A 15,224-nucleotide genomic window follows, 5' to 3' on the forward strand; every position below is an offset into this window, starting at 1 on the left:
GGACCACCTTCAACTCCACCCCCGCCGCCAACGCCAACGTCGCCGCCCCGTGCCGTAGATCATGCAACCGCACCGGCGGCAACCCACTCTCGGTATTGAGTGTGCGAAACAGGCGGGACAGACGATCAGGAGCCATCGGACCGCCCCGCAAAGCCGTGAACACGAATCCGCGCGGATCCCACACCCGCCCCTGGGTTTCGGCCTCGTTCTGCTGGTGCCACTGGTGACGTCGCAACACCCCCAAAGTGGTGTGGTCCAACGCCAACATGCGGCGGCTCGCCGCGCTCTTGGGCGCCAACTCCACCAACCCACCCCGGTGACACTGGAGCTGGCGCACCACCCGCACCGTGCCGCCCACAAGATCGATGTCGGGCCAGCGCAGGCCCACCACCTCACCGCGGCGCAACCCGGTCATCACCGCCAGGTGGAACAGCGCGTACAACCGATGCTCACCCACATGCTGCAGGAAGTAGCGGGTCTGCTCCACCGTCCACACCGCCACCACCGGCCGAACCCCGCCGTGGGCCCATTCGGCCACGGCCTGCTCGGTCCACACCACCGGCCGCCCCGCCGCCCCCGGGTCCAACCGCAGCCCTTGAGCGGGGTTGGAGGACAACAGCCCTTCGCGCACGGCGGTGTTCAACGCCGCGCGCAACGTGGCACGGATCCGCTGCACCGTGGCCGCAGACACCTGTCCCCCTGCCGATGTGGTGCGGTGACGGATCTGTTCGAAGGCCTCCTGCACCAGGGTGGGGGTCAGCTCCTCCACCGGCACCGCGCCCAGATGAGGTGTGAGATAGCGGTGGATGTGCTCGGTGTAACTGGTGCGGGTCAAAGGCCGCAACCGGGTACGGGTGGCCAGCCACCGCTCCAACCACGCAGACAGCGTCAACACGGCCGGGTCGGCATCGACCCCCTCCAGTTCCCGGGCCTGGCGCAGCCCTTCACGCGCGGCTTCCCGGGAAACGAACCCGCCTCGGCGCAAGCGACGCCTGCCGCCTGGTGTGTGTTCCAAGTCCAGGGTGAAGTACCAACTCCCATGACCGCGCCTTGCCAGCCCCGAACAGCGGCCCTTCCTGGCCTTCGCGCCCTGGGCCCCTCGGCACCCGCACCGCTTGTAGACCGAACCCGATCCGGACATGACCAACACCCCTGAAACCAGTATCAGCCCTCAGGCGGAAGCAAGTACAGGCGTCCTACTCCAGCCCCGACGAGCAACTCTCCAGGGTCACCCGTCTTCCCTTGGAGAAAACCTTCCAGTACACGCATCAAGGTCGCCCTGGTCGACGACACCGGAACCCGGCTGGCCAAACTCCGCATCACCGATGACGCCGACGGATACCGGCAACTGTTGGAGGTTCTCGCCGAGCACGACGACACCGCCGAGCATCCGATCCCCGTGGCGATCGAGACCAGCCGCGGACTGCTGGTGGCCGCGCTGCGCACCGGACACCGGAAGGTGTACGCGATCAACCCGCTCGCGGCGGCACGCTACCGCGACCGACACAGCCTCTCTCGGAAGAAATCGGACCCCGGGGACGCCCTGGTGCTCGCCAACATCCTGCGCACCGATATGGCGGCGCACCGGTCGCTGCCCGACGACAGCGGGCAGGTCCAAGCGCTGGCGGTGGTGGCCCGCGCCCAGCAGGACGCGGTCTGGGCCCGCCAGCAGCTGGTCAACCAGGTCCGCTCCCTGCTGCGCGAGTACTACCCGGCCGCGTTGGAGGCGTTCCAGTCCAAGCAGTACGGCCTGGCACGGGGCGATGCCCGAACGGTCTTGGCCATGGCTGCGACCCAGGCCAAGGCCGAGAGGCTGTCGCTGTCCCAGCTCAGATCCGCGCTCAAACGTGCCGGCCGCACGCGCGGCATCGAGGACGAAGCCAGGCGGCTCCAGGGGATCTTCCGCAGTCAGTGGGCCCGCCAGCCCCAACGGGTCGAGGACGCCCTGGGCATCCAACTCCTGGCGCTGCTGCGCCAGCTGGACGCCGCATGCGAGGCTGCCGACGAGCTCGCTGAGGCGGTGGAGGCGCATTTTCGTGCGCACCCGGACGCTGAGATCCTGCTCAGTTTCCCCGGCCTGGGGGGTGCTGACCGGCGCCCGGGTGCTCGCCGAGATCGGCGACGACCGCACCCGGTTCGCTGACGCCCGCAGCCTGAAGGCCTACGCCGGATCCGCCCCGATCACCCGTGCCTCGGGCAAGAAGCGGTTCGTGGGCAGACGGTTCATCAAGAACGACCGGCTGATCAACGCCGGGTTCCTGTGGGCGTTCTCGTCCCTGAAGGCATCGCCCGGCGCCTACGCCCACTACCGGGGGCGGCGGGACCGGGGTGACTGGCACGCTCAAGCTCAACGGCACCTGTTCAACCGGATGCTGGGGCAGCTCTTCCACTGCTTGCAGACCGGTCAGCTCTTCGACGAACAACGCGCGTTCACCCCCTTCCCAGAGGTCGAGGTAGCGGCGGCGGCTTGACAACTAAGCACCGTGAGATGTCTTTCACTGTCACAAGAGCCTCCCACTACCTCGATGTCCGACCCGCCAAGGACGTCCTTGAGCGCGGAGATCTCGCTGGTCTTGTCGGCCACGCGGATCTGGGCGGCTACGTGTCCGGTGGGGTCATCGCGGCCAGTAGGTGCACTGCCTGGTGGGCGCGGGTGCGCGAGCCCCGCACACTCTTACCGTCGATGATGAGCACGGCCGGGTCGGCGGCGGTGGTCATGCGTGTCAGGGCGGCGGGGTCCAGACGTTGTGCCACACGTGAACGGCATGGCGGGAGACACCGAGCATGCGGGTGATCTGGGCTTGGGAATGCCTACCGGCCTCGAACAGGGCAGAGGCGAGCATACGACGGTCGTGGCGTTCTTCAGGGGTAGGGGGTTCGGGGTGGCCTCCATGCCTTATGACACGCCAGGAATCCCCGCCCGTCAATACCCACCTCAAAGATCAGTACTGAGCGACGGGAGGCGATCCCAGCACACGCTTAAGCCTCCACCACAGTCAGCCCGAGACAGTGCTTCCTGCTGGGCGGGCGCGAGCTTGCGCATGTCCACACGCAGGTCATCGTCATCGCTCATGTACCTGCAACACCCCAGGAACCAACAGATTCCGGCTTAATAACGGGTGAACCACCGGACCCCTCAGCGATCAACCCCCGCTGAAGAATCCAGACCAGACAACAGAATCGGGGCCTTTTAATTTATCATAATTAAACTGTAAAGCCTCACAAAAATGACCCACAGAGAGGCTTTTTTGGGCCATATTAATGACCTGAACCTGGCAACCCAAGTTCGCCGACGTGAGCCCTCGCAAGGGCGCTCTCTTCGATGCCAATTTTCTCTTCACTGACCATGCTAAGAAGGGCGATTCTCAGGGGTGCGTAATCAACATTCGGCGGCACATCGATTGCCCACAAAGATCCGATTGCATCAATCTCCCAGGAACAATCAAAGGCGCGAAGCATGGTTTCGACTTCCCTTTCCACGCCGTCACTTTTGATGATAATGCGGACCGCTGAATGGCCGGATTCAGAAACGAACTCCTTGAACACAAGCTCCCTGCGATCGTGATCAACCCTGACTCGCACGATATCTTCGAAAGCCACACCCTTCACATAGAAGGGGATATTCCGAACCTGAACTTCCATCTTCACGGAAGTCTTCCCAACCCAAAGTCGCTCAGCAGACGCACACGCCCAGTGAGCTGTCTCTTCGGGGAGATCGAAGGCTACCTTGTACAGCCTCTCAGGTTTATCGTCCCCCGTCGACTTTCCAACGCTAACCATCGAGGAAATCTCTGAGCTCATCGTCCCAAACCTCCAGAGGTTTCGTAGACTTATCTCTGTTGCATCGACGGCAAGCCACCGCTCCATTATGGTCGCCACCATGTCCTCCACTGGCCTTCGGCTCTACGTGGTCGATCTGGGCATCGTCGGGCCTCCCCTTGACGGTTCTTCCATTGGCGTCTCGTGATGCGCGTCGTTCCACCGTCTGCCCACAGTAGTCACACTTATAATCGCCGCCGTTCCTCGCGGCATTAGCGTCGTAGACCTTCTGCCTCTCGGCATCAGTGAAATCCAAACCGGCTCTGTTGCAGTTGTGGTTGAGGACATCCAGTGACCCAGCAGCCACGTGGTAGGTATGGACTCCCTGCACGGTCAGGTTATGGACCGTGGCGGTGGCGGTCCAGGCCTCGATCGCGGAAACCTGCACCCAGGTCCCGGACGAAGTCTGCAGCCACATGCCCGGGGCCAGGTCGATCGCGTCCACCCACAAGCCCAGGTCCGGAACCCAGAACGGGTGGCCATCGGTCGCCACGATCACATCTCCGGCCTCCACCGGACCGGGAACACCCTCAGATTCCTCACCCGAACCCGCCTCGTCCCCTTCCGGGGCATCACGTTCGCTGGTCGGATCGATGGTGATCTGCACCAGGGCTTTGGACCCCGAGCCCACGATGGTGGCCAACACCGTCCGGGCTGACTGTTCGCCGGTTTCCGGGTCGGTGGCCAGGACCTTCTCGCCGATATCGACGTCCTCGATCGGCTTGGGCGACCCGTTGGCCATCACCACCGCCGTGCCCGGAACGAAACTGTTCCCGATCGGACAACTCACGTTGTCGAGCTTGCGGTTGGCCCGGTTCAGGCCCTTGATCCCATCGATCAACTCACCACCCAGAGCGGAGATCCTGCGCCCCAACTCGGCAGCCTTACCCCACCGCAACCCGTACTTCGCGGCGATCTTGGCCGGCAACCCGCCCACGAACATCAACGCCACGTTGACCGCGGTCTCACCACACGCACCCAGATCACCAGAGGTGAAACACTCCAACCCCGCGGTGATACCGAGCTCATCGGCCACCAACTGCGCCAACCCGGTCGCGGCCTTGATCAGCTTCTGCTTGGCCTCGGCCTTCTCCATCTGCGCCTGACGCTGCTGACGCAACACCGCCTGCTGCGCCTGGTGCTCGCGCATGTACTGCCGCTGCTTGGCGGTGGTCCGCATCGGCGTCACGTTGTACCACTGCTCGACCACCGCACCATTGGCCGTGGAACGGATCGCTTTACCATCCGAGTGGGAGTACCAGTAGTGCTTGCCGTTGCGCTGCACCGGCGAGTAGATCAACGGGCGCCCGGTGTCCGGGTTGACCCCGTCCACGATCAGGTACGACGCCCGCCCGTCCGGGTCGGTGTAGGTGACCGGGCTGTTGTTGGCGTAGGCGTAACCGTGCATCTGTTGGTGGTCGGTCACGTCCAACACCGGGTCCACCGAGATGAACCGGCCCAGAGCAGAGTCATAGGCCCGCGCACCGATCTGGGTCAGCCCGGTGGAGGCATCGATGGTGCCGTTGGCGAAACCACGCTCGGCGGGCCAGTTTCCGGTGGAACCGCGCTGGGTTCCAAAGGCCGTCATGTGCCGGTGGGTGGCCTCACCGGTCCGTGCGTTCACCGCGACCTGGCCGGTCCCGTGCGGGTCGGCGTAGATCCATGACAGGGTGCCGTCGTTCTGGCGGACCGCGATCGCCTGCCCGGCGTGGGAGTAGAACCGGGTCGCTTCCTGGGCCAAGGTCTCCTTGTCCAGACGCAGTTCCATACCCGGCAGGTACAGCGTGGTGGAGGTCGGGTCCTCACGGATCAGCCGCTGACCGTCGGCGTCGTAGGTGTAGGAGGTCTGGGAGCCGTCCTCTTCCACGACGCGGGACAGGTTGCCTTCGGCGTCCCATTCCAGGTCTTGTTCACGGGAGGCCGTGGTGCGGCCGGTCATGTTGCCGGCTTCGTCGTAGGTGTACTCCTCCAGCCGATCACCGGCCGGTCCGGACTCCTCGACGCTGGTCAGTGCCTGTGGAGCCACATCGGTGGCACCACCGTGGTGGTAGGTGCGGGTGATGTCGCCGCCCGGCTGTCCGTGTTGAACCTCGGTCTCACGGTTGCCGAGCTTGTCGTAGGTGTAGGAGTGCCAGTAGGGAGCGGCTCCACCCAGCGCGTCCGCCGAGGGTTGGTCGGCGCAGGCCTCCTCGCCCGTGGCGTCGGGGGTCCACACCCCGGTCATGCGACGCATGTGGTCGTAGGTGAAGCACTGCACGTCCGCTTGGAGGTGGTCGGCGGTGGGTTCGTCACGCAGGTTGAGGACGTTGCCCGCGTCGTCGTAGGTGTAGTACTGGTGCACCAGTGACCCGGTGACCCCACGCTCGGGCACCAGCGTGGTCTCGGTCGTTCTTCCGGTGGCGGGGTCCTGGTCGTGGGTGATCCAGGTGGTGTGGGTGCCCGATACCCCGATGTCCAGAGCGAGTTGGCGCAGTTCACCGGTCTTGTTGTAGACGGTGTCGGTGACGTAGTCGGTGAACCCCGACATCTGGGTGGGCATGCCCAGCTCGTTGTAGCTGTAGCCGATGGTCTCCTGACCCAACCCACCGGCGGCGGGCAGGGTCAGGGCTCGGACCGAACCATCGAGGTTGTACTGGGTGGAGAAGCGGTAGCGACCCGCCAACATGGGTTGGTCGCCGGGAATGCGGACCTCGGTGGTGGTGGGACGGTAGAACTGGTCGTACCTGACCACCGAGGTGGTGTAGGCGTTCCCGTCGACGTATCTGGTAGAAGAGGTCAGGTGGCCCAAGGCACGGGTGTCGTAGACCCACTCGGCCCGTTTGTCACCTTCGGGTGAATCATCGTGCAGGGCGATCTGGCGGCCGATGGCGTCGTAGGTGTAGGCCAGGGTCTGGCCGCGGGCATCGGTGGCCGAGACCATCTGGTCGAGCTCGTTGTAGCTCATCGTGGTGGTACCGGCGATCGGGTCGTCGGTGCTCACCAGGCGACCGCGCAGGTCGTAGGCGTGTTCCCAGACATTGCCCTCGGGGTCGGTCACCGTGGCCAACGCATCGTTCTTGGCGTAGGTGTAGGTGATGGCGTCGTAGGCGCCCTCGGGCACCCCCTCATGGTGGGTGCGCACCTCGCTCAGGCGGCCTTGGGCGTCCACGATGGAGGTGGTGGCCACCGCACCATCGGCTGGGGTGACCAGGGTGCGATCACCGTGGTGTTCGGTGCTGGTGCGCCAGCGTTCCTCGCCGAAGGCCACATGCAGGTTGTCGGTGACCCGGCCGGCGCCATCATAGAGGGTGACGGCCTGGCGGGGGATATCGGCGTCGTTGTTGACGACGAAGAGGGTGTCCCCGGGGTCGTCCTCGTTGTAGTAGGCGTCCCGGGCTTTGACCTCGCGTCCGTGGGTGTCGTGGAAGGTGTCGGTCACCACACGTCCACCACCCGGTGCCGGGCTCTGGGTCTGGCGTGGCCGGAGGAAGGCGTCGAAGATCTCGTAGCCGGTGACGTACTCGGTCGGGGTGCGCAGGGTCCGCGTGATGATCGAGGTGGGTGCGTCCTGACGGACGTGGTATTCGAATTCGGCAGTGGGGGTGTGGGTGGCCCGGTCCCGGTCGGGTAGCCATACCTGGGTCATGCGCCCGAGTGGGTCGTAGGCCATGGTCATGGTGGCGCCGTTGGCGTCGGTCTCGGAGACGGGAAGTCCGCGTGAGGGGTCGACCGTGGTGGTCGTGGTGTGGCCGAGGGGGTTGGTCTCGGTGACCGATTCGGGGAGGCCTTCGGTGGTGAAGGTGTATTCGGTGGTGGTCACCCCTCCGGCGGCGTCGGTCTCGGAGATGGTGTTGCCGTAGGTGTCGAACTCGGTCTGATCGACCGTCTGGTAGACGGGTTCGCCCTCGGCGTAGGAGTCGAGTTTGCGGGTCTTGGTGGGCAACCCGGTGGTGGGGGCGTCCCCGTGGTTTCCGCCGTCGTAGATGACGAGTTCGTCGGTGATGACGTCCTCGGGCCGCTTCGGGGTGTCCTCACAGTCCACGGCGAGGGTCTCGGCCCGGGAGACGAGGTTGAGGATCCAGGCGTCGGTGTTGCTGACGTAGGTGGTGTTGACGCACTTCTCGTCGCCTTGGACGTCGACGTCACCGTGGTCGCGGACGCGAGTGATGGCGCCGTCGTCGTTGATGGTGTTGTCGACCCTGGTCTGGCGCCAGGAATCATCGGCGAGGCGGGTGAGGCTGACGATTCGTTCGGTCTGGGTCCTGGTGGCGGTCTGTTCACCCCAGTCGTGGGTGACCTTGGCGGTCTCCCGCCACCAGGGGGTGCTGATCTCGCGGGTGATGTCCTGGCCGTCTTCACCGTCGCGGACGATCACCTCACGGACCATGCCATGCAGTTCCTTGTGGTCGGTGTGTTCGACCCCGCGTGAATCGGTGATGGAGACCGAGCGTTTACCCGAGGGCAGTTTGTCCTCGTGCATGCCCTGGAAGTACAGGTATTCGGTTTCGGTGCGTTCTTCGTTTTCGTGGCCGCTTCGGACGATGACGCGTTCGTAGCCGCGCCAGTCCGCCCAGGTGCGGTACTTGTCCTTGACCATGCCGTCGGCCTCGGTGTAGCGCCAAGCCGGGGTTCCGACGTAGTCGTAGCTGGTGGTCATGGTCGGTTGGTCCGAGACCAGGTCGACCTCGTTGACCTCGGTGACCACGTACTTGTGGAACCAGTCGGTCAGTTCCACCCCGCCCTCGGGCGTCCACAGCACCGGGTAGCAGCGCATGGTGTTCTCATGCGGCTTGGGCGTCTTGCCGGGTTCGCATTCGGGTTGGGAGTAGGTGATGTCGAACTGGCCACCGGACTCGGTGTAGATCGAGGTGATGCGCCACCGGAGCATGGGAGCGATGTCGTCGGTGGGTGAGTCGACCCGGTTGGGCATCTGGGTGCCGGCGAAGCTGATCTTGGGCAGTGCTTCGGTGCCCTCGACCTTGCCGACGTGTTCGATGGAGTCCAGCCACAGGGTGGGACCGGTACCGTCCCCGGCTTCGGGGAAGGAGTGCTCCAGGTTCCAGGTGTCGACGTCGGTGTAGGAATCGCCGTCACGGATCTGGGTGGTGATGGCGTCGAGCTTCTTGGTGGACCAGAAGGTCGGCGAGTGGCGCCCCGCGCAGGATTGGCCCGTCTTGCAGTCCTGGTCCAGGGGTACGTCGGGCCAGTGCTCGGCATTGCCGGAGGTGCGCTTGTCAGCGGCACAGTCGAAGGAGTCGGTGACCAGGCACCGTTCGGAGTCGGAGAACAGCACTCGGGCCGGGGCGGTGGCGTAGACGTCGCTCTTGCGCAACCCGTATTCGATACGGGCGACGTTGGCAGCGCGTACGTAGGGGGTGGCGGTGTTGGTGAGGTTGCGACCGTACTGGTTGGTCTCGGCGTCGTAGTAGAAGGTCATGACGTTGCCGTGCACGTCCACGACGTAGTCGAGGTTCCACTTGTAGGCCTGCTGACACCATGACTGGGAGAAGGTCGAGTCGTAGCAGGGCTGGCCGGCCTTGGCGGCGTAGACCGGCATGGTCTGAGCCGACTTGGTCTCGGGGTCGCCGCTGGACCAGCCGGGCAGGCGGTTGCGTCCGAAGAAGTACTGGGTACCGTCGGGGGTGGTGACCTTCCAGTACTCGCCCTCGTGAGCGCCGTTGGTGGCGCCGGTAAGGCGTTCGACCTTGGTGCCGTCATCGTTGGAGAGCCGGTAGGAACCATCGTCGTGCTTGACCAGGGCCCCGGAGTGGCCGGTCATCGACAGGGTGACGTTGTCGGTGTTCCAGCACAGGTCACCGGTCTTATGGCCGGAATCCACGCAGGCCGAGTAGCGGCGTTCGATCGCGCCGGGGGCGTAGGCGAACCCGTCACCGATCCAGGAGGTCTGGTTGTTGGAGGTGGCGATGCGCCCATCGACTCCGCCGGAGGAGTAACCCAGGCCGATGGCCGGGTTGAGGTCGCTGGGGGCGGGTGGGGTGGCGAATGCGTAGGACCAGGAGAAGTCACCGGACTGGTTGTTGACGTTCCAGCTGGAGGCAGCCGAGAGCTGGGTGGCGCCGTAGTCACCGTTTCCACCGGCCGGGGCAGCGGCCAAGGCCACAAGGGCACCCTGGGGTGCGGCACTCACCTGCGCGGTGACGCGGTGTTCCTGAACATCGTTGGCCAGGAGTTCGACCGAATCGTGGGTGACGGGATCCTCGGTGGCGCAGGAGTCGTCGAGTACGCATTCGTCGAGTTCGGTCAGGGTCAAACGGGAGGCGTAATCACCACCGAAGGCCTCGGCGAAGTCGGAGTAGTCGATGCCGAGTTCGATCGGTGCGACGGTGGGTGAGTCATCGGTGCGACTCACACGCAGCACAAGACCGCTGATCCCCGCGGTCTCGGTCTCGGCTCGGTCCAAGATCTCGACGTGGACGGACTCGACAGGTTCGGGTTCGGGGAGCTCGACCGGTTCGACTGCTTCGGGGCTTGTGCGGGCCTGGGCTTCCTCATCAGGCTCTTCGCCCTCACCGACAGCGGGTTCGGATCTCTGTTCCTGATCGGTGGAGGAACCATCTCCGCCGTCGGATGCCTCGCCATCCGACTCTGCGGGAGTCGTTTCTTCGGTCGGTTCGGGTTCCCGCTCCAGCTCGGTTTCCTCGGATTCGACAGGCGCGGGGGCATCGTCTGTTTCCTCGGCCCCGGATACGGCCTCTTCTTCGAGAATCCGCTCCCAGTGTTCGGGAACCTGCCAGTCCTCGAACTCCTCCCCGGTGATGGCCCCCACCGTGACCAGTGAGTCCTCCTGGGCGCTGAGGCTCTGGGCCGTACTCTGTCCCAGGTCCACGTCGATGCTGGTGGCCTCGGGCCAGGTCACATCGGCCGGATCACTCATCGCGGCCTCGGCGACCGCGTTGTCCTCGACCAAAGCCTGGGCGACCGCGTCTTGCCCTTCGACGGAGGGTTGTTCGGCCACCTCCGGGCGTGGATTGAAGGCGGTGGCCGACGCCGGAAGGGTGTTCAGTAGTCCGGCGATCATCACGAAGGCCACCGGGTAGAGGATGGCGCGGCGGATCGGCCCGGGGCGGGACGGGGCAGGGGTGTCACTGTGGGCGGTCACAGCAGGCCTCCTGTCACCCCACCTTCGTGGGCAGGGTGACGGTCACATGGGGGAAGTAGGGGGTCGAGGGGTGGAGCCCGGGTCAGAGCTGCGGGGTGGGGATCTGTCCCGCGTAGACCTGGGAGAGCTCGCGTTCGTCGAGCACACCTTGGTAGGTGTGGGCGTCGTCGAGGTCACCGGCCCAGAAGTAGGTGTTGGATCCGCGGTGTTGACCACTACCGATGCGCACCGGGCCGTCGGCGTGCCAGGCGTGGTCGATGGCCACGCGGGATTCCTCGAAGCCGTTGACGTAGAGGATCAACTGACCGTTGGTGTGGTCGTAGATACCTGCCAGGTGCGCCCATTCCCCCAGTCGGGCGGGGGTGGTGGAGTAGGTGTAGGTCCAGCCGGCAGACCCGTCGGTGGGGGCGTCGTCGTGCGGGGCCATCTTGAAGGTCCAGTTGCCGTTGGAGCCTTGGTAGCCCAGGTGGAAGCCGCTCTGGAACTCGCCGGACTGGCTCAGGGCCGAGGTGTTGATGCCTTGGCCGGTCTCGTCCAGACGGACCCAGGCCGCGACGGTGAAGCTGCGGTCGCTTTGGAGTGCGGGCCCGGTGGCTTGGATGTATTCGTCGTCGCCGTTGAGCCGTACCCCGGGTGAGAGGGTGACGTCGTTCTCGGCTTGGTCCCACGCGGTGTCGGGGTCCGCGTGCAGGGTGGCGTTCAGGTCGTGGTCGGTGGAGTCGGCCACTTCGGTGCCCTGGTATTCGTCCAGTGCCCAGTGTCCTTCGGGTGCCAGGGGACGGTTGGCCAACTTCCAGACTTCGGAGTGTTCTTCGGCGTCGGTGACGGTTTCGTCCAGGACCATGCGGTCCCAGACCTTGACGTCGTCGATTGCTCCGGGCCAGTAGTAGTTGCCGGTGCCTTGGAACAGTGCGCGGCCGACGGTCAGGGGTCCGGTGGCGTTCCAGGAGCCGGTGTGGGTTGCCGATCCCTGGCGGATGCCGTCGACGTAGAGGACGATCTCTCCGGTTTCGGAGTCGTGGGTGCCTACCAGGTGGGTCCATGCCCCGACCTGGGCCGGTGTGGAGGAGGTGATGGTGGCCCACTCCCGAGAGCCATCCCAGTACTGGTCTTGGGGTGACATCTTGAAGACCCATTCGCCGGTGTTGCCCTGGTAGCCCAGGTGGAAGGCGCTCTGTTCGTCGCCTTCTTGGGCTACGGCGGTGTGGTGGGCGTGGGCGCGGTCCAGTTTGACCCAGGTCGAGACCGAGAAGGTGCCGCTGGTGTCCACGGCCGGGTAGTCGGCGTTGATCTGGTCGTAGGGTCCGGGGTCCCCGTCGGTGTAGCCGCTGGTGTGGACGGCGGTGCCGTTCAAGCGGGGGGTGGGGTTGGTGTCGGGGTTGTCCACGGTGCCTACTCGGCCACGTACCCACTGCACTCCGTCGGAGAGGGTGGCGCCTCGGTCGGGGTCGATGGCGTCGACGGCACGATCGCCTTGGCCTTCGTCGAAGGTCAGGTGCGCGACCGGGTCGCTGGGGGGTGCGACCAGGAAGGTGTAGGCCAGGACGCAGTCGGAGGAGTTACCGAAGGCGTCGACGGTGCGGGCGTAGATCCGGTTGGGGCCTTCCAAGCGGGGGGTGAGGGTGAGGGTGACCGAACCGCCTGGGGTGTCGGTGTCGATCTCGTTGACGCAGGAGTCGTCGTTGAGGGCGTACTTGTAGCCGGTGGCGTCTTCCACTCCGTTGTTGGCGAAGGTGAACTCTCCGGGCAGTCCCGGGGAGCCGTGGAAGGTGTCGCCTGCCGGGTAGTCGGTGGAGGTGACTTCGGGGCCGGTGTCGGGGCGGTCGGTGCTGACCATGAGGTAGCAGTGGGTGGACCAGCCCGACCAGGAAACGCCGTCGTTGGCGTTGGCGCGGTAGGCGATGAGTACGTTCTCGGGCAGGGTTCCCGATCGCACCGATTGGAAGGAGCCTGAGGACCACACGGCGATGTCGGTCATGGCGGTGTCCACGTCATCGACGCGTTCGCCGTCCACCCACCAGGCGAAGCGGGTCTTGACCTTCTGGCGGCTGGCGGAGGTGGAGTCGCGGTCGCGGACGTAGGCGGTGAAGGTGGGGCGGGTCTGGTTGATCAGCCGAGGGTTGTCGGGATCGGTGGCGCACGGTCCGCCGTGGGAGTCCGACAGACGGGTCGGGATCTGGGGCGGGTTGTTGTAGTCCACCTGCAGGGTGGGGTTGGAGGCGAAGCGTCGCCAGTCGTGGTTGCTAGAGGAGCGGGTCTCGTTACCACGCAGCCCCAGGGTGGTGGTGGCGTTGCCTGCGTCGCGGCTCCACACGTATCCGGTGGTGGCGTTGAACTCCACCGTCGGGGAGGCACCGCCCGAACAGTTCGAACGGCCGGCGTTGATGGTGCGGGTATCCAGCTTCGTACGCCAGGCCGAGGTCTGGGAGTTCCAGGTGGTGGAGGAGGTGATGGCGTTGGTGCGCCACAACTCCACCTTGGCGTTGGTGCATCCGTAGGCGTGGGTGACCTTGGCGCGGAAGGTCGCTCGGGTGATGTCGGCGTTGCGGGTACGGGAGTCGATGCTGAAGCGCCAGAACGCTCGTTTGGTAGTGCCCTGGGCCGGTTCGTATCCCACACCGGGGGTGTGGGAGGTGGAGTAGTTCCAGTACGACTGGGTGGGGTAGCTGCGGTTGACGTAGGTGCGGCCCACCCTGCTGACCGCCACGGAAGGGTCGATGTAGACCGGGTACTGGGTGGCTTCGTCGGTGAGCATCCCTGTGTCCGGCACCAGACGGATGCTGTCGGGGGTCATATCCACATCCACCAGGGCGGTACGCGCTCCGGTGGGGGCCATATCGGTGGCGTCCTCGAGCGCTTCCTCTCCTGAGGAGTCCCACATCGCGGGGGCGATCGCGCTGAACACGCTCTCCTGGCCCTTGTCTCCGATGGCGTCCAGGTTGCCGTGCTCGCCCAGGCGCATGGTGACGCCTTCGGTGGCCAGGCCCAGTTCCAGGTCGGCCAGCTTCTCGTGCTGGGCCGCCTCCGGGGTGTGCACCACCAGCACCTGTCCGAACCCGTCGACCCCCGCGGTCAGCACCAGGTCCACGTCGGGCAGGACATCGGGGTAGGTCGCCTTGTCCCCTTCGAGCACCGGGGTGGGCAGTGCCTCGTGCCAGCCCAAAGCGACAGAGTTGGATCCCAGACCGATACTCGCCAACGTCGTGTCACCACCGCCGGAGAAGACGATGTCGGCCACGACTGCCTTGGGGCGCGCGTTGCCTTCGGAGTCGATGACCAGGTCGGTGTCGACCGGGGTCCAACCGTTGCCGTCACGAACCCGAACCGGGTGGGCGTTCTGCTCCATGGTGAAGCTGCCGTCGGGGTTGGCCACATGGCGTGTGGTCTCGGTGGTGGCCCCGGTGATCTCCACCGGTTCCCCGGTCTCTTGGGCCTGCGCGATGGCGGCTTGCTCGAAGAGTGCCTCAGTGGAGATCGAACCCTCATCCGAGGGCTGGTCCGGCTCTTCGTCGGCGTGCGCGGTCGAAGGCAGGAGGGAGATGACCAGCACTGTCGACATGACGGCAGCGGTCACTGCGTGCACGGCGCGGGACATGGCTGTGTGCTCTCTAGGCTCAGGCGGGGGATGGACGAGTTGCGGGATGCGCCCCGATCGCGGGACGGCCTCGTCCGTGGTCCTGAAACCGAAAGGGAAGTTAGCAGGACAAAACGAACAAAGAAGATGTGACTCACCTCACCAACCCTGAGTCCTGGCCTGGTGAGCTGGAGGTCTTCTCGAGAGCACGCCTCTCGATGTACGCATGGCCGAGATCGGACAGGCGATCGAGGTTTGACCCTCACCCCATGACCACCGACATGGTTGACCTGCTGTTCCACGCAGAGGAGGCCGTATCAGAAGGTGAAGGGAGTCAGATACCGAGTCCCGTCGGATTGACTGATGGGGACAACCTCTTCCAAGAGAGACGATGCGATGCCCCCTTGAGAGAATGATGGCGTGGACGGCATGGGGACGACCTTTGTGGTTCCGCTGTCCACTACTTCACCCTGTGAGCAAAGGGTGGTCCACGACCTACGAAGATCTCGTGAGGTGCCATCGGACTCCGTCAACGGGCCGCGTGTGCTCCGTTCGCGCTCCGCAGTTTTGGACCGGGGCATCACCGGGTAGCACGAAGCGACACAGAACGACATCCCGATTCGGATGGCGCGGGACACAACGGCACGAAGTGACACGTGACGGTACGTGACCATAGAACTTCTAATCCGACGGTCGCAGGTTCGAATCCTGCCGGGTGCGCCACAAAACCCC

Annotated in this window: 6 protein-coding genes and 1 pseudogene; 1 reads left to right on the forward strand and 6 read right to left on the reverse strand. The window is 65.2% G+C overall.

Annotated elements, in window-relative coordinates:
* The coding region (locus tag BQ8420_RS05835) for a site-specific integrase (RefSeq protein ID WP_235005951.1) at positions 1-1,015 on the reverse strand (1,015 nt) is incomplete at its 3' end.
* Between the two features lie 252 nt (positions 1,016-1,267).
* On the opposite strand from BQ8420_RS05835, the pseudogene BQ8420_RS05840 reads away from it, so the two are divergent.
* Positions 1,268-2,471 (forward strand): annotated as a pseudogene (locus BQ8420_RS05840) (IS110 family transposase).
* A gap of 127 nt (positions 2,472-2,598) precedes the next feature.
* Here the strand turns inward: BQ8420_RS05840 and BQ8420_RS32600 are convergent.
* The 5 genes from BQ8420_RS32600 to BQ8420_RS05860 form a co-directional block, all read right to left on the reverse strand.
* Positions 2,599-2,754, reverse strand: coding sequence for a hypothetical protein (locus BQ8420_RS32600; protein ID WP_235005952.1), 156 nt, complete (start codon positions 2,752-2,754; stop codon positions 2,599-2,601).
* Positions 2,724-2,843 (reverse strand): hypothetical protein, encoded by a 120-nt coding sequence (locus tag BQ8420_RS33265; RefSeq protein WP_394335818.1) that lies wholly within the window; start codon positions 2,841-2,843, stop codon positions 2,724-2,726. Before BQ8420_RS33265 ends, BQ8420_RS32600 begins: the two co-directional genes overlap by 31 nt.
* Positions 2,844-3,258: 415 nt before the next feature.
* On the reverse strand, positions 3,259-3,801 hold the full coding sequence (locus BQ8420_RS05850; protein ID WP_160049271.1) for a DUF4265 domain-containing protein: 543 nt from the start codon (positions 3,799-3,801) through the stop codon (positions 3,259-3,261).
* Positions 3,773-10,837, reverse strand: coding sequence for an RHS repeat-associated core domain-containing protein (locus BQ8420_RS05855; RefSeq protein ID WP_369825472.1), 7,065 nt, complete (start codon positions 10,835-10,837; stop codon positions 3,773-3,775). Before BQ8420_RS05855 ends, BQ8420_RS05850 begins: the two co-directional genes overlap by 29 nt.
* 163 nt (positions 10,838-11,000) lie before the next feature.
* Complete coding sequence (locus tag BQ8420_RS05860) at positions 11,001-14,477, reverse strand: LamG-like jellyroll fold domain-containing protein (protein WP_235005953.1); 3,477 nt, start codon at positions 14,475-14,477, stop codon at positions 11,001-11,003.
* Between the last annotated feature and the right edge of the window lie 747 nt (positions 14,478-15,224).

Source organism: Nocardiopsis sp. JB363 (assembly GCF_900143625.1).
Lineage (GTDB): Bacteria > Actinomycetota > Actinomycetes > Streptosporangiales > Streptosporangiaceae > Nocardiopsis.